Source organism: Azospirillum terrae (genome assembly GCF_053470425.1).
In genome coordinates, this window is the sequence record NZ_JBPXMR010000004.1 from 256,062 (window position 1) to 271,546 (window position 15,485).

Genomic DNA, 15,485 nt, shown 5'->3' on the forward strand with positions numbered 1-15,485 from the left:
TTCGTCAGCGGCCTTTTTTCTGCCAGAAACTTGGGCAGCGGGCAATCCCTAACAAAAGGAATAATCCTACTGTACCAAGGCCCTAGCGTTGCCGCCGCGCGACAGGGCACGCGCATCGCCCTTGCGGACGGCCGAAGGCGGAGTTAGCTGGAGAGACAACCACTTAGCTCGGGACGCGCAGACCTTGGACGCTCTCGTCAACGCCACCATCCACACGGGCACCGCCGTTCTGACCGACTCAGCCGTGCTGATCGACGGCGATTCTGTCGCAGGGGTCATTCCGCGCGCCGACGTGCCGGCCGATGCCGTGCGGCACGATCTGGGCGGCGGCGTGCTGGCGCCGGGCTTCATCGACGCGCAGGTGAACGGCGGCGGCGGCGTGCTGTTCAACGACCGTCCCGAAATCGAGGCCATCCGCGCCATCGTCGCGGCGCACCGCCGCTTCGGCACCACGGCGCTGCTGCCCACGTTCATCACCGATTCGCGCGAGAAGCGCCGCCGCGCGGTGGACGCCGTCGCCGCCGCGCTGGCCGCCGGCGAACCGGGCGTGCTGGGCATCCATCTGGAAGGGCCGCACATCGGCCTCGACCGGCGCGGCGTCCACGACGCCCGCTTCATCGGCCCGCCGGACGACGAGGATCTGCACCTGATGACCCGCCTCGGCCCCGGCCGCACGCTGGTCACACTGGCGCCGGACGCCGTGCCATTTGCGGTGATACGCGATCTCGCGACGCGCGGCGTGCGCATCTGCGCCGGGCACACCGCCGCCACCTGGGAGCAGGCGCAGGCCGGCGTCGCCGCGGGGGTGAGCGGCTTCACCCACCTCTACAACGCCATGAGCCCCCTGGATCACCGCGCGCCGGGCGCGGTCGGCGCGGCGCTGGCCGACGATCGGGTGTGGTGCGGCATCGTGGTGGACGGCCACCACGTGCACGACGCCGCGGTGCGTCTGGCGTGGAAGGCCAAGCCGGCGGGCAAGCTGTTCCTGGTCACCGACGCCATGCCTCCTGTGGGCGCCCCTCCCGGCGACTTCCAGCTCTATGGCCGGACGGTGACGGTGCAGGGCGGGCGCTGCGTCAGCGCCGATGGGCGGCTGGCCGGTTCGGCGCTGGACATGGCGACGGCGGTGCGCAACTGCGTCGAGCGGATCGGTATTCCGCTGGACGAGGCGCTGCGCATGGCGTCGGCCTACCCCGCCGATTTCCTGGGGATCGCGTCGCGCCGCGGCCGCATCGCGCCGGGGCTGGCGGCCGACCTCGTGCATCTGGACGGGGCCTTGCGGCCCACCGCCACGTGGGTCGGCGGAAAAATGGAGCGTTGCTGATCCGGGGGCTCCCCCCGCTGCGGATTCTGGCGTATAGAAGCGTCCGAACCCGCCCCAACCCCCATTTTTAGGGAGTCCCGCGATGGACATCGCCCTGCTGGCCCTGGTCGCCATCTTCTTCTTCTGGCAGACGATCACGGACTGATCCTGCCACCGATCGATTCGGCTCGGAGCCCCTCTCCTCAAAAAGGGAGGGGCCAAAAAAGGAGGGGGGCGAAGAACGCCCCCCTTTCAGTCTCCGCTCAATCCACGTCGCGTCAGTCGCCGCTTCCGACCACACGCAACGTGTCGCGCGTCTCCAGACACCCGTAGGCGTCGCTGAGGAGCCGCAGCGTCTCCATGATGGTGCCGATCGCCTCGTGCACGTGCTCGGCGCCGCTGGCGTCTGACGACGGCAGAGAATCCAGCACCGCCTCCAATTCCTCTGCGGCGTCCTGAAGCGACATGCACGCATGCTCCAGCCGACGGCGCGGCGGCTTGGCATTTTCCATACCGCTATATGCAAATCGGTTCGCAATTTGCGACGCGTTCTGGGCCGACACGCGCTCGACTCCGCCATTTCCGTGTCTCATGAGGCACCGCTCCCCTTCAGGTGCTTCTTACGCCGCAAACATCGTGCCAATCACCGGTTGTCCCGCGGCCACAGCCAGGCAGCGCCGCGCATGCCGCTCTCGGCACCATGCCACGCGCGGACGATGCGCGTGCGCGGCGTCGCCACCAGCGCGTGGTGGCCGAGCCGGACGGACACGGCCTCGGCCAGCCCGGTCAGGTTCGACAGGCCGCCGCCCATGACCACCGCGTCGGGATCGAGGATGTTGACGATCACCGCCAGCGCACGCGCCAGCGCGTCGGCGTAGCGCTCCAGCGTCGCGCGGGCCTGGGCGTCGCCGGTTTCGGCGCGTCGGGCGATCTCCGGCGGCGCCAGGGTTTCGTTCGCGTGGTGGGCGTGCAGGCGGCTCAAGCCCCCGCCGCTCAGCAGCGTCTCGATGCAGCCCATTCGGCCGCAGCCGCAGGGCTCCGGCGGCCCATCCTCCTCCCGGCGCCAGGGCAGAGGCGTGTGCCCCCACTCCCCGGCGATGGCGTTGGCGCCGGGAACGATGTGCCCGCCGACCACCAGCCCGCCGCCAACCCCGGTGCCGAGGATGATTCCGAACACCACCCCGGCCCCGGCGGCGGCACCATCCACCGCCTCCGACAGGGCGAAGCAGTTGCCGTCGTTGGCGATCCGCACGCCGCCCCCCGTACGCGCCGCGAGGTCGGCGGCGAAGGGCCGCCCGCCGATCCAGGGCAGGTTCACCGCCCGCACCGTCCCGGCCACCCCGTCGACCACCCCCGGCAGGCTGACGCCCACGCCCACCGCAGCCCCCGCCGCGCGCTCCAGTTCCGCCACCGTGCCGGCCAGCGCGTCCAGCATCGCGTCGTAGCCGTGCGGCGTGTCGGCGCGCACGCGGGCGCGCTCGCGGCCCTGCTCGTCGAGGGCCACGGCGGCGATCTTGGTACCGCCGAGGTCGATGCCGATGCGCATGGGTCAGGCCTGGGGAAAGGCGTTGCGGGGCCGGCACCCTATACCGGCTGCCCCGCAGCCGGCCAGCCCTCCCGTGGTGCCCGCCCTCTCCAAAAGAGGGGGAGTTCCGCCCTTTTGCACCGTCGCAAGGGGCGGCGGCGTTACTAGACTCTTGGTCCGAGTACCTTTTTCACAGGCCACGGCACGTCCATGGACCGTCACGCTCAGCAGCCCTCTCCGCCGCGCCGCGGCGCGTTCTGCCCCGACCAGCAGGAAGCGTTCGATGGGCTTCTGCTCGCCCTGCTCGCCCGCAAGCGCCTGCTGGTGCTGGTCGGCGGCGCCGGGTCGGGCGTGTTCGCCCGGCTGATCGAGCAGGTCGGGTCCGACGGGGCGCTGGTGTTGCCGGTGGTGGCACAGCACGGCATGCAGGTCGAGGATCTGGTGGTCGCCGCGGCCGCGGCCGCGGGGGTGCAGCCGGACGACGGCGACGGCACCGACTTCGACGCGCTGATCGGAGAACTGGAGAACCAGCTGGACATGGCCGGCAGCGGCCTGCTGGCGGTGGAGGACGCCCATCTCCTCACCCCCGCCACGCTGCTCGACCTCACCGAACTGAGCCGGTCGGAAACGGGCAGCGGGCGATTCGTGCAGATCCTGCTGTCCGGCACGCCGGACCTGGAGCACACGTTGGCCCGCCCCGGCCTTCAGCAGGCCATGCGCGAGATGGGCGTCATCTACCGGCTGGCCGGCGACGCCGTGCCCTCGGCGACACCGCACGGGGTGCAGGAGGCGACCGTGTCGGCCATCGGCTTCAGCCACCTGCCCCGGCCCGCTCCCCAGAGCGATGCGGAGTGGACCGTGCCGTCCTTGGCGACCGCGACGCAGCCGCTGCGCCAGCGCCTCCACACGGTGACCGGCGCCTGGGTGACCGCGGCGATCCTCGTCGCCGTCGCTGGCGCGGGCGCCACGCTGGCGCTCCAGCAGTTCCGCCCGGACATCGACCTCGACCACACCGCCGCACGGCTGGGCGACGAGGCGGGAACGCTGTGGGCCGGCGTCGGCGACACCGCGCGCGCATGGTCGCGCGACACCTTCGGCTGGCCGCGCGCGGAGGGTGACGACGCCCTGGCGCTCGACCGCACCGGCCTCCCCGAACGGGATCGGCCATCGCAGAGCCCTCCCGGCGACCAGGTGGCGGCGCTGCCGCCCGTAGAGGAGCGTCCGCCCACCCGCGCCCTTTCCGTCGAGCCCACCGTTCCGCCCGAGAAGCCGGCGCCGCTGACGCCGCCGCTGCCGAAGGCCGAGCCGTCGCCGCCGGGCGGCGACACCGGTCCGCTGCCGCCGACCATCGTCATACCGCCAGCCGCAGCCGTGCCGCCAGCCGCAGCCGTGCCGACGGTGCCGCTCCCGGCCGTCCCGCCGCCCCCAACCGCGCCCGTGCCGGCCGTGCTGCTCCCGGCCATCCCGCCGTCGCCGGCCGCGCCCGCACCGGTGGCCATCGCCCCGGTTCCGACGCCGCCCGCCCCGACACCACCCGCCCAGTCACCACCAGCAGAGCCCGCCCCGGTCGCCGCCCTGCCCAAGCTTCATGACACCCCGCCGCCGCAGCCCGAACCGAGCACCACGGAACGCGCGCGCGTTCTGGTCGAGCAGGCGCGCCGGCAGATGGCCGGCAAGCGCCTGACCACGCCGCCCGGCGACAACGCCAACGAGACGGTGCAGCGTCTGCGCGAAGTGGCGCCGGATTCGCCGGAGATCCCGGCACTGGTGGCGGCCATGGTCGACACCTACCGGCGCTGGTCCGCCCAGGCCGAGAAGGACGGCAGCCCCGGCGAGGCGAAGCGCTACATGGAACGCGCGCTGGTGGTCAGCCCCAACGACCCGGCGCTGCGCGCGCAGCTCAAGGGCGAAGACCGCGCCGGCCAGCCGGAGGCGCAGCCGGCCAAGCTGCCGCCGTCCGAGCTGGCCGACGGCTTCGCCGACCAGGAATCGACGCTGGCGATCCTCAACCAGCCGGCGTCGCTGCGCGCCGTGCTGGCCGCCGGGCGCGACCCGAACAAGCGCCTGGAGAACGGCAAGACGCCGCTGATGCTGGCCGCCGAAGCCGGTTTGCGCGACGCGGCGCGCCTGCTTGTCGAGCACGGCGCCAACGCCAACCTGCGCACCCGCGACGGCGCCACCGCCATCATGTACGCGGCGTGGAACGGGCGGGACGACGTGGTGGCGCTGCTCGCCGACTCCGGGGCCAACGTCAACGCCGGCAACGACGACGGCAAGACCGCGCTGATGGCGGCGGCGGCGCGCGGCCACACCGGCGTGGTGCGCGCCCTGCTGGCCCGCGGCGCCATCGTCGACCGGGCGGCCAACCACGGCTGGACCGCGCTGATGTACGCCGCGCACGCCGGCAACGAGCCGGTGGTCCGCATGCTGGTGGACGCCGGCGCCAACCCGTCGCGCACCGACCAGATGGGCAACTCCGCCATCACGCTCGGCCGCCAGCAGGGCCACACCCAGGTGATGGGCGCGTTGATGGGGCGGTAAAGGAATAACCCTCCCCCAGCCCCGCTGGGGGAGGGACTAACTTCACTTCGCAGCGCTGGTTTCCAGCAGCCCCAGCAATCCGGCCAGCAGGTCCACCGGGCGCGGCGGGCAGCCGGGGATGTGCAGGTCCACCGGGACCACCTCGGACACGCCGCCGGTCACCGCGTAGCTGTCCTTGAACAGCCCGCCGTCGATGGCGCAGGTGCCGCAGGCCACCACCCATTTCGGGTCCGGCATGGCGTCCCAGGTGCGGTGCAGCGCCTCCCGCATGTTCTTGGTCACCGGCCCGGTCACCAGCAGCACGTCCGCGTGGCGCGGCGAGGCGACGAAGCGGATGCCGAAGCGCTCCAGATCGTAAACGGGATTGTTGAGCGCGTGGACCTCCAGCTCGCACCCGTTGCACGAGCCGGCGTCCACCTCGCGGATCGACAGGCTGCGGCCGAGCCGCAGGTGCGTCGCCCGGTGCAGCTTGGCCGCCAGCTCGTCCAGCGCGCCCTGCGCCGGGGCCGGGCCGTCCATGGTGACCGGGCCGCCGCGCAGCGCCTTGAGGATGTGCTTGAGCATCGTCCGTCCCTTCCTACAGGTCGTGCCCGGAGTAGGAGCAGTTGAACGACTTGTTGCAGATCGGGAAGTCGGCCACGATGTTGCCCTCGATCGCCGCTTCCAGCAGCGGCCATTGGAACCAGGACGGGTCGCGCGGGTGGCAGCGGTCGATGGTGCCCCCGGCGTTCACCCGCACCCAAGTCATGATCTCGCCGCGGAAGCTTTCCACCAAGGCCATGCCCTCGCCGGCCGGCCCCTCCACCGGGACGCGGGGCAGCGGTGTCTGACCCGCCTGGTCGCGCGGCACGCCCGGCATGCGCTTGACGATCTGCTCGACCAGACCGAGGCTCTGCTCCACCTCGCGGATGCGGATCCAAACGCGGGCGTTGACGTCGCCCTCCGTCAGCACCGGCACCTCGAACTCCAGATCCTCGTAGGGGGCGTAGGACGGGCTGCGCCGCGCGTCCATACCGCGCCCCGAGGCGCGCCCGACGTGGCCGCCGGTGCCGAAGCGGTTCACCAGACTGCCGGACACCGTGCCGGTGCCCACCGTGCGGTCCTGCAAGCTCGCCTTCTCGTCGTAGACGCGGACCAGCGGCGGGAAGCGGCGGCGCAGCTCGGCCGCCATCTCCAGCAGGCGCGCCGGCCCGTCCACGGATATGTCCACGGCGACACCGCCGGGCACCACGCGGTCCATCATCAGCCGGTGGCCGAAGCAGGCGTCGGCGGTGCGCAGCACCAGCTCGCGCAGCTGGCTCATCTCCGCCAGCATGAAGGCGAAGGCGGCGTCGTTGCACACCGCACCGATGTCGCCGAGATGGTTGGCGAGGCGCTCCAGCTCCGCCATCAGCGCGCGCAGCCACACCGCGCGCGGCGGCACGGCGACGCCCAGGGCCGATTCCACCGCCTGCGCGAAGGCCAGCGAGTGCGCGACCGTGCTGTCGCCGGAGATGCGGGCGGCCAGCTTGGCCGCGTCCTCGATGCTCTTGCCGCGCATCAGGCCCTCGATGCCCTTGTGCACCCAGCCCAGCTGCTCCTCCAGCCGCACCACCGTCTCGCCGTTGCAGGTGAAGCGGAAGTGGCCGGGCTCGATGATGCCGGCGTGCACCGGGCCGACGGCGACCTGATGCAGCCCCTCGCCCTCGATGGGCAGGAAGGTGTAGGGCGGCGGGTTCGGCATGGGGGCGGCCGGATTGTCCGACAGCGGCCGGCGCACGCCCCAGCGGTCGTGGTCGAACCACGGGCGCGGGTCGGTCAGCCGCTCGGCGGTCAGGCCGTACAGGTCCTGGATAGCGCGCTCCAGCCGGATGGCGCCGGGGCGCACGCCGCTCATGCTGGGGAAGGTGCCGTTCGGGCACTCCAGCGTCACCACGGCCAGATCGCCGGCCATGTCCTCGCGCACCGCGGCGTGCACCATGCCCGGCTCGGCCCACAGGCCGAGCAGCGACCAGCTGTTGCCGGCCATCGCCTCGATCAGCGTGCGCCAGCCGCCCACGGTGGTGGTGTAGCGCGGCCAGGGACGGTGCCCCTCCACCGGCTTGCCGATGCGCCTGAGAATGCCGAACAGGGGGTCTTCGCCGAAGTACATGGCCCTATCCCAACAGATGCGCGACGGTCTGGAACCACGCCACCAGCGGCCCCGGCAGCCAGATCCCGGCCACCAGCACCAGACCCAGGTGCGCGTAGAGCGGCACCAGCGAGCCGTGGATCGGCGCCGACTCGCCCTCCGGCTCGCCGAAGCACAGCTGCTGCACCCGCAGCACCAGCGCCCCGAAGGCGATCAGCACGCCCAACGTCAGCGGCAGCGCCAGCAGCGGCTCGCGGGCGAAGGTGGAGGTGATCAGCAGGAACTCGCTCATGAAAATGCCGAAGGGCGGCAGCCCGGCGATGGCGACGACGCCCAGCAGCAGGCCCCAGCCCAGCGCCGGATGGCTGAGCGTCAGGCCGCTGATCCTGGTGATGGCCTGCGTTCCCTTGGCCTGCGTCACGTGGCCGACGGCGTAGAAGATCGCCGACTTGGTCAGGCTGTGCATGGCCATGTGCAGGAGGCCGGCGAAGTTGGCGAGCGGCCCGCCCATGCCGAAGGCGAAGGTGATGATGCCCATGTGCTCGATCGAGCTGTAGGCGAAGAAGCGCTTGATGTCGCGCCGCCGGTACAGCATGAAGCCGGCCAGCGTCAGCGATCCCAGCCCCATGGCGACCATCAGCGGCCCCGGCGACAGCGCCGCCCCGTTGGCCGCCAGCAGCATCTTGAAGCGCAGCACCGCGTACAGCGCCACGTTCAGCAGCAGCCCCGAGAGCACCGCGGAGATCGGCGTCGGCCCCTCGGCGTGGGCGTCGGGCAGCCACGCGTGCAGCGGCGCCAAGCCCACCTTGGTGCCGTAGCCGACCAGCAGGAAGACGAAGGCGAGGTTCAGGATGGACGGATCGACCTTGCTCACGAACCGGATCAGTTCGGTCCAGGTCATCGCCGCCATGCCCGGCCCCATCACCGGCTGCGCGGCGAGGTACATGAGGATGGTGCCGAACAGCGCCAGCGCGATGCCGACGCCGCACAGGATGAAGTACTTCCACGCCGCCTCGATGCTGGCGGCGGTGCGGTACAGGCTGACCATCAGCACGGTGGTCAGCGTCGCCCCCTCCACCGCCACCCACATGACGCCCAGGTTGTTGGCGCTGAGCGCCAGCAGCATGGTGAACATGAACGCCTGATACATGGCGTGGTAGAAGCGCATGTTGAGCGGCTTGAGCTTGCCCGCGGCGATCTCGTGGCCGATGTAGGTGGCCGAGAAGATCGACGTGGTGAAGCCGACGAAGGTGGTCAGCACCAGCAGGTAGATGTTGAAGGCGTCCACCACGAACAGCGCGTCGGCCCCGGTGTCGCCGCCGAACAGCAGCAGCGACAGCGCCAGCGTCACCCCCGACACCGCCACGTTGAGCCACGCCCCCAGCTTGTAGCAGGGTACCAGCGCCAGCATGGCCGCCGACAGCAGCGGCAGGGCTACGATGCCGTAGATCGGGCTCACTCGCTCTCCCCCCGGAAGGACTCGATCTTGTGCATGTCCAGCGTGTCGAAGCGCTCACGGATGTGGAACAGGAAGATGCCGAAGACGATGAAGGCCACCATGACCGAAAAGGCGATGGACATCTCGACCACCAGCGGCATGCCGGCGACACCGATGGCCGCCAGGATCAGCCCGTTCTCGATGGACATGAAGCCCACCACCTGACTGACCGCGTTGCGGCGCGAGATCATCATCAGAAGGCCGAGCAGCACCACCGACAGCGACAGCGCCAGATCCTCGCGGGTCAGCGCCGAGGCCTGCTCGGTCACCGGCATCACCAGCAGGATCGACAGCGTCACCAGCGACACGCCGGCCAGCATGGTCAGGCCGATGGACAGCGCCGGCTCGATGGCGCGGTGGATGTTGAGCTTGAGGATGATCCGGTGCAGCGCCACCGGAATGAGGATCGCCTTCAGCCCGAACGTCAGCAGCGCGGTGATGTAGAGGTGCGGCGCGTCCTGGATGTAGCCCTGCCACGCCGCCGCCGCCGACAGCGCCAGCGCCTGCAAGGCGAAGACGTTGAGCAGCGAGAACAGCCGGCGCTGGTAGAGCAGCGCAAAGCTCATCAGCAGCACGACCGCCCCCAGGAGATGCGCGGCATCGTAACCGAGGTCGAGCATCACACCCCCCGCGACACGTAAAGGAAGATGGCTCCCAACAAGCTGAGCAGCAGCGCGCCACCAAGGAACTCACCGACGCGGAAGACGCGCATCTTGGCGACGGAGGTCTCGAACACCGCCAGAAGCGCGCCGCCCACCGCCAGCTTGGCGACGAAGCTGACCAGCCCGCGCAGGATCGCCGCCCCGTCGGCGTTCGCCCCCGCCATGCCCCAGGGGTCGAAGACGCAGGCGATCAGCGCCATGTAGAGCAGCAGCTTGAGCATGCTGGCGCCCTCGATCAGCGCCAGATGGCGGCCGGAGTACTCCAGCACCATGGCCTCGTGCACCATGGTCAGTTCCAGGTGCGTGGCCGGGTTGTCGACGGGGATGCGGGCGTTCTCGGCGATGGCGACCATGATCAGCGAGATGAGCGCCAGCGCCAGCGAGATGCGCAGGCCCACCGCCCCCGACACCATGAACTCGGCGATCTCCGCCAGCGAGGTGGTGCGCACGAGGATCGACACCGAGAACACCACCATCAGCATGGCCGGCTCGGCCAGCGCCGCGATCATCATCTCGCGGGACGAGCCGATGCCGCCGAAGGCGGTGCCCACGTCCATGCCGGCCAGCGCCAGGAAGAAGCGCGCCGAACCCAGCAGCGCGATCAGCGCGATGAGGTCCGCCGTGGGGGCCAGGGCCAGCTGCGTCGAAAAGGTCGGGATCAGCCCCGCCGCCAGCCAGATCGCGGTGAACATCAGGTATGGCGTGCTGCGGAACAGCCAGGAGGCGTTGTGCGCCAGCACGACCTCCTTGCGCAGCAGGCGCAGGATGTCGCGGTAGGGCTGGAGGATCGACGGCCCGCGCCGGCCGACCAGCCGCGCCTTCACCCAGCGCACGAACCCCGTCAACCCCGGCGCCAGCGCCAGCACCAGCACCATCTGCACGAGTTGCAGGAAGATGGACATCGCCAGGGTCATCGCTGCATCACCGCCACCATGACCAGCAGCACCACCAGCGCGAAGAACATCAGCGACAGGTAGCGGCGGATCGTCAGGAACTGCAAATGGTTCACCATGTCGGCCAGCCGGTCCACGGCCTTGCCGATGGGGGTGAAGATGACCTTCCACGCCGGATCGGTCCAGGAGACGCGGAAGTGCGCGGCGCGGGTGTCGCCGGGTTCGGGCATGTCCACGTGGTCGCGGGCGTTGAACACCGTCGAGCCGAAGGCGCGGCGGATCGGCTGGGCGAAGCTCGACGCCGTGTACTGGGTGACCGCCGCCGGGTCGAGCCCGTCATAGCCGCAGCCCCAGGGGATGGCCCGCCGCACGCGGGCCGACGCCCAGCGGTGGATCGCCACGACCAGCACCAGCGACAGCCCGCCGATCGCCACCAGCATGATCAGGCCGTTGTACGAGTTGCCGATGGCCGAGGTCGGCGCCAGCCAGAACCACGGCTGGTAGGCGCGGTCGTCGAACGGCCCGGCGTCCACCATCAGCCGCGTCGCCGGCTCGAACAGCCGCAGGACCGGCGTCGGCAGCACGCCCAGGAGAACGCACAGGATGGCCGGAACCGCCATGCCCAGCCGCATCGCCGAGCCCACCTCGCCGGCCTTGGCGGCCTCCGTCGAGCGCGGGCGGCCCAGGAACGCCGTGCCGTACATGCGCACGAAGCACGCCGCCGCCAGCGCCGCCGCCAGCGCCAGCGCCGCGCCGATGACGGCGATGAGGATCTTCATCGACCATTGCGGCAGCGCCGGCCCATTGAGGATGGCCTGGAACAGCAGCCACTCGCCGACGAAGCCGTTCAGCGGCGGCAGCGCCGAGATCGCCGCCGCCCCCACCAGCATGAACACCGCGGTGGCCGGCATGCGGTGGATCAGCCCGCCCATGCGGCCCAGATCGCGGCTGTGCGCGGCGCACAGCACGGCGCCGGAGCCGAAGAACAGCAGGCTCTTGAACAGCGAATGGTTGATGACGTGCAGCAGCGCCGCCGACATGGCCAGCGCCGCGATCACCGGCGTGTGCGACGCCTTGAACACCAGCGCCATGCCCAGCGCCACGACGATGGCGCCGATGTTCTCCACCGTCGAGTAGGCGAGCAGGCGCTTCAGATCGTCCTGCATCATGGCGTACAGCACGCCCATGATGGCGGTAACCGCGCCGAACACCAGCATGACGCCGCCCCACCACCACAGCGGCTCGCCGATCAGGTCGAACAGCACGCGGATGATGGCGTAGACCGCCACCTTGGTCATCACGCCGGACATCAGCGCCGAGACGTGGCTGGGAGCCGCGGGGTGCGCCAGCGGCAGCCAGACGTGCAGCGGCACGATGCCGGCCTTCGACCCCGCACCGGCCAGCACCAGCAGCACGCCCAGCGTCGCCGCCCACTCGGCCGGGGCGTGGCTGCGGATGGCGTCGAAGCTGTAGTCGCCGTGCGTGCCGGCCAGCAGCCCGAAGGCCAGCAGCAGGCACACCGTGCCGAAGCTCGCCATGATCAGATAGATGCGCGCGGCGCGCGGGGTGTCGGGGTCGCGGTGGGTGGACAGCACCAAGAGCCAGGAGGCCAGCGACATGAACTCCCACGACACCAGGAAGACGAAGGCGTCGTCGGCCACCAGCACGAGGTTCATGCCGGCGATGAACAGCGGGTACAGCGGCAGCACCGGCCCGGTTCGGGTGTCGTGGTGGGCGCGCTCATACCCCCAGCCGAACACGCTGGCGGTGGCGCCCGTCAGGTTGATCACCAGCAAAAAGAACGCCGACAGCGCGTCGGCGCGGAAGTGCGCCGACAGCCAGGGCAACCCGATGGGCAGCACCAGCGCCTCGGTCCCGCGGCCACCGGCCAGCGACAGCACGGCCCACAGCGCGATGAGCGCGCAGACCGCCGTGGTGCCGCCGTACACGAGACCGCGCGCGAACGAAATACGGGATACCGCCACCCCCACCGCCGCCAGCAGCAGGAGACAGGCGATTGCAGAAACGACGAGACCCACGGCCGGAAACCTAAGGAGGGAGTACCCTATAAGTAAGGATCTTTCCGCCCGCTCGTTGCAAGGGGAAATACTGTGGCTTGACAATATGACGCTGTGTTGCCGGGGCGCGAAAGGCCGGTGGGTCGGCCGGCGCCAACCGCCTCCGCCGCATGGGACAAAAAAACGGCCCCAGGCGTTCGCCGGGGGCCGTCAGTTTTGGTTCGGGAGGAAACGCAACCAAGTTGCTGAAGACCGTTCTACGCGGGTTTGGTTAATGCAAGGTAAAGAAATTAACCAAAATTCTTAACCGTGTTCATGTCACAGCCCGGCGACTCCGCGCCTCGACGGCGGCGGCTTCGCGCTTGGCACCCCGCGTCGCGGGAAGCGTCATCGCGGCGACGCCGAACACCACGCAGACGAGGCCGCCCCACGCCGTCGGCGGCAAGCGCTCACCCAGGAACAGCACGCCGATGGCGACGCCGACCGGCACGCGCAGGTACGCCTGCGCCGTCGCCCCGACCGAGCCCAACGTGCGGAACAGCCGGAAATAGATGACGAAGGCCAGCGCGGTCGAGAACACCGACAGGGCGAGCAGCGCCAGCAACGATCCCATGGCCGGCTGGAGCGTCCATGGCCGGTCGACGACGAGGCTGACGGGGACCAGCACGACGGCACCGCAGATCAGCGAGCCCGCCGCCGGGACCATGGAGTCGAAATGTTTGAACCGCGTCCCGAAGATCACCGCGCCGGCATAGGCCACCGTGGCGGCGACGATGGCGATCTGCGCGACGAGGTCGCTCCCCAAGCCGTCCAGGGCCTGCGTGCCGACGATGAGGCTGATCCCGACCAGACCCGCGGCGACACCGGCGAGATTGCGCCCGGTCACCGCTTCGTGGCGCGTCAGGCCCCAGGTGATCAAAAAGGTGAAGACCGGCGTGGTGGAGTTGAGGATGACGGCAAGACTGGCCTCGACCCGCAGTTCGGCCCAGGCGATCAGGGTGAAGGGCAGCACGCTGTTGAGCCCGGCCTGGACGAGGAAGCTGCCCCAGATCGCGCGGTCGCGCGGCAGCCCAATGCCGCGCAAGCGCAACACCCCGAGCAGGACCAAGCCCGCGATCAGCGTGCGCGCCGCGATGAAGGTCACCGGCGGGATCGTCGCCACCCCCACCCGGATGAAGGTGTAGGAGGCGCCCCAGAGCACGGCGAGCACCGCCAGCAGCGCCAGTTCACCGGCGAGTCCGCCGTTCCCCTTGGCCGCGCCCTGTCCGTTCATCGCCGTCACTCCCCCGTGCTCCAGAAGCGCCCACAGAGTGTCACGCCAATCGACAGCCGTCGCTGCCGAACGCTACGGCCCTGGCCGAAGCGTCGCAGCGTGACGGAGCCGGCGGCCTCGTCTATCGTTCATGCCATGAGCAGCATGGTTTCCGGAAACACGCTGGCCGAGGTCGCCGCGGCGATCGGCGACGTGGCGCGGGCGAACATCCTCTCGGCACTGATGGACGGCCGGGCGCTGACCGCCGGCGAACTGGCGTGGCATGCCGGCGTCAGCCCACAGACCACCAGCGGCCACCTCGCCCGGCTGCGGCAGGCCGGATTGATCGCCGAGGAGCGCCAGGGCCGCCACCGCTACCACCGGCTGGCCGGGCCGGAGGTGGCGCACGCCATCGAAGCCCTGATGGCGGTCGCCGCCGCCGGACCGCAACGCCACCGCCCGACCGGACCGCGCGACGAGGCGCTGCGCACGGCGCGGACCTGCTACGACCACCTCGCCGGGCGGCTCGGCGTTGGCCTCGCGGACGCACTGCGGGAGCGCGGGCACGTCGTGCTCGCCGATGGTGCCGGCCGCCTCACCGAGGCGGGCGGGAGCTTCCTCGCCGGCACGCTGGGCATCGACCTCACCTCGGGCCGCGGCGGCCGCCCGTTCTGCCGCACCTGCCTGGACTGGAGCGAGCGCCGCCCGCACCTCGCCGGCCGGCTGGGGGCGGCGCTGTGCGCCCGCTGCCTGGAACTGGGCTGGATCGAGCGCGTGCGCGACAGCCGCGCCATCAGCGTCACCGAGGCCGGCCGCCGGGGCTTCGCCGACGCTTTCGGACTCAGCTTCTAGTGGTGTGCGCCAGACGGACCGTTACGTAAGTGGCTCAGTTAAGGCGGCGGAATGCGTCGTGTCCACGAGCTACAAACGACACAATCCGTCTAGTTCGATTCAGCAGGCTGTTTTGTACCACGAGCGCCAGCAGCATAATTACCGAGTAATCTAAACATGCCCTTCGGCCAGTAGATTAATTCCATCGCGCACGGGCAGACTAATTTCCATCGCACATATAATAGGTTAATATCGTGAAAACGCATAGTAACGTGACTGAAAAACAGACAATCCTGCATGTCAAGACGGATTATCGCGTTGAATTCGCATGACACCCGGCGCATCATTGCCGCACATCCACCAAGGAGGCAACCATGCGAGACCGAGATGAAGTCATTGCCTCGATCTACCGCCAGGGCTGGAATGACTGCCTCAAGGCACTTAAGAGGCTTCTGAAATATGATCAGGAATTTCGCGAGAACTTCTTTATTGGAGATCCGGCACTCCGTGTGAATTGCTGCGACACCTGCACGGAGTTCCGGGACACGTTTTTTGAAGTCCAAGAAAGGATGAGCGACTTCACCTGGATACCGTCGCTGGATGACGCCCTGGATGGCACCCCTGACATGCGCGCCTGAACTAATGGACAGAACCAGACGGATCGTTTCGTTCTACATACGCAAAGATCCGTCTGGCGCACACCACCAGCAAGAACCGGGTGTCGCGCCCCGGCGGCGGCTGACCGTGTGACGCCGTCACCATCAGGAGGCGCGAATGGTCACCGCCACCCCCCCAAGGGTCCGGTGACGTGAGGCTCCATCCTTCCGTCTTGCCAAGCACCCCATTTTTCGC

13 protein-coding genes are annotated in these 15,485 nt (G+C 69.9%); 4 read left to right on the forward strand and 9 right to left on the reverse strand.

Features of this window, described 5'->3' with window-relative positions:
- Positions 1 to 184 precede the first annotated feature (184 nt).
- A complete protein-coding gene (nagA, locus tag ACSVDD_RS13720) occupies positions 185 to 1,324 on the forward strand; it encodes an N-acetylglucosamine-6-phosphate deacetylase (protein WP_448189917.1) in 1,140 nt (379 codons plus the stop codon).
- Positions 1,325 to 1,581: 257 nt separating this feature from the next.
- On the opposite strand, the gene ACSVDD_RS13725 is transcribed toward nagA, so the two are convergent.
- Positions 1,582 to 1,770 (reverse strand): hypothetical protein, encoded by a 189-nt coding sequence (locus ACSVDD_RS13725; RefSeq protein ID WP_448189918.1) that lies wholly within the window; start codon positions 1,768 to 1,770, stop codon positions 1,582 to 1,584.
- 176 nt (positions 1,771 to 1,946) lie between these two features.
- The gene (locus ACSVDD_RS13730) at positions 1,947 to 2,849 is read right to left on the reverse strand and encodes an ROK family protein (protein WP_448189919.1); all 903 of its coding nucleotides are present in this window, start codon (positions 2,847 to 2,849) and stop codon (positions 1,947 to 1,949) included.
- A gap of 189 nt (positions 2,850 to 3,038) precedes the next feature.
- Between ACSVDD_RS13730 and ACSVDD_RS13735 the strand changes: the two genes are divergently transcribed.
- Complete coding sequence (locus ACSVDD_RS13735) at positions 3,039 to 5,369, forward strand: ankyrin repeat domain-containing protein (protein WP_448189920.1); 2,331 nt, start codon at positions 3,039 to 3,041, stop codon at positions 5,367 to 5,369.
- A gap of 42 nt (positions 5,370 to 5,411) precedes the next feature.
- Here ACSVDD_RS13735 and ACSVDD_RS13740 read toward each other — a convergent pair whose 3' ends face one another.
- The 7 genes from ACSVDD_RS13740 to ACSVDD_RS13770 all read right to left on the reverse strand — a co-directional run bounded on the left by ACSVDD_RS13740 (position 5,412) and on the right by ACSVDD_RS13770 (position 13,823).
- On the reverse strand, positions 5,412 to 5,933 hold the full coding sequence (locus ACSVDD_RS13740) for an NADH-quinone oxidoreductase subunit B family protein (protein ID WP_448189921.1): 522 nt from the start codon (positions 5,931 to 5,933) through the stop codon (positions 5,412 to 5,414).
- Between the two features lie 13 nt (positions 5,934 to 5,946).
- Entirely contained in the window at positions 5,947 to 7,500 is a 1,554-nt protein-coding gene (locus ACSVDD_RS13745) for a hydrogenase large subunit (protein ID WP_448189922.1), read from the reverse strand.
- Between the two features lie 4 nt (positions 7,501 to 7,504).
- Positions 7,505 to 8,938, reverse strand: coding sequence for a hydrogenase 4 subunit F (locus ACSVDD_RS13750; protein ID WP_448189923.1), 1,434 nt, complete (start codon positions 8,936 to 8,938; stop codon positions 7,505 to 7,507).
- Positions 8,935 to 9,597, reverse strand: coding sequence for a hydrogenase-4 component E (locus tag ACSVDD_RS13755; protein WP_448189924.1), 663 nt, complete (start codon positions 9,595 to 9,597; stop codon positions 8,935 to 8,937). Before ACSVDD_RS13755 ends, ACSVDD_RS13750 begins: the two co-directional genes overlap by 4 nt.
- The gene (locus ACSVDD_RS13760; protein ID WP_448189925.1) at positions 9,597 to 10,553 is read right to left on the reverse strand and encodes a respiratory chain complex I subunit 1 family protein; all 957 of its coding nucleotides are present in this window, start codon (positions 10,551 to 10,553) and stop codon (positions 9,597 to 9,599) included. The genes ACSVDD_RS13755 and ACSVDD_RS13760 overlap by 1 nt, the downstream gene beginning before the upstream one ends.
- Complete coding sequence (gene hyfB, locus ACSVDD_RS13765; protein ID WP_448189926.1) at positions 10,550 to 12,571, reverse strand: hydrogenase 4 subunit B; 2,022 nt, start codon at positions 12,569 to 12,571, stop codon at positions 10,550 to 10,552. Before hyfB ends, ACSVDD_RS13760 begins: the two co-directional genes overlap by 4 nt.
- A gap of 292 nt (positions 12,572 to 12,863) precedes the next feature.
- A complete protein-coding gene (locus ACSVDD_RS13770) occupies positions 12,864 to 13,823 on the reverse strand; it encodes a DMT family transporter (RefSeq protein ID WP_448189927.1) in 960 nt (319 codons plus the stop codon).
- Positions 13,824 to 13,958: 135 nt separating this feature from the next.
- Here ACSVDD_RS13770 and ACSVDD_RS13775 point away from each other — a divergent pair, with 135 nt between their 5' ends.
- Positions 13,959 to 14,654: an ArsR/SmtB family transcription factor gene (locus tag ACSVDD_RS13775; RefSeq protein ID WP_448189928.1), complete on the forward strand. Its 696-nt coding sequence runs from the start codon at positions 13,959 to 13,961 to the stop codon at positions 14,652 to 14,654.
- A 353-nt stretch (positions 14,655 to 15,007) separates the two neighbouring features.
- Positions 15,008 to 15,271, forward strand: a complete 264-nt coding sequence (locus tag ACSVDD_RS13780) for a hypothetical protein (protein WP_448189929.1) — start codon at positions 15,008 to 15,010, stop codon at positions 15,269 to 15,271.
- Positions 15,272 to 15,485 lie beyond the last annotated feature (214 nt).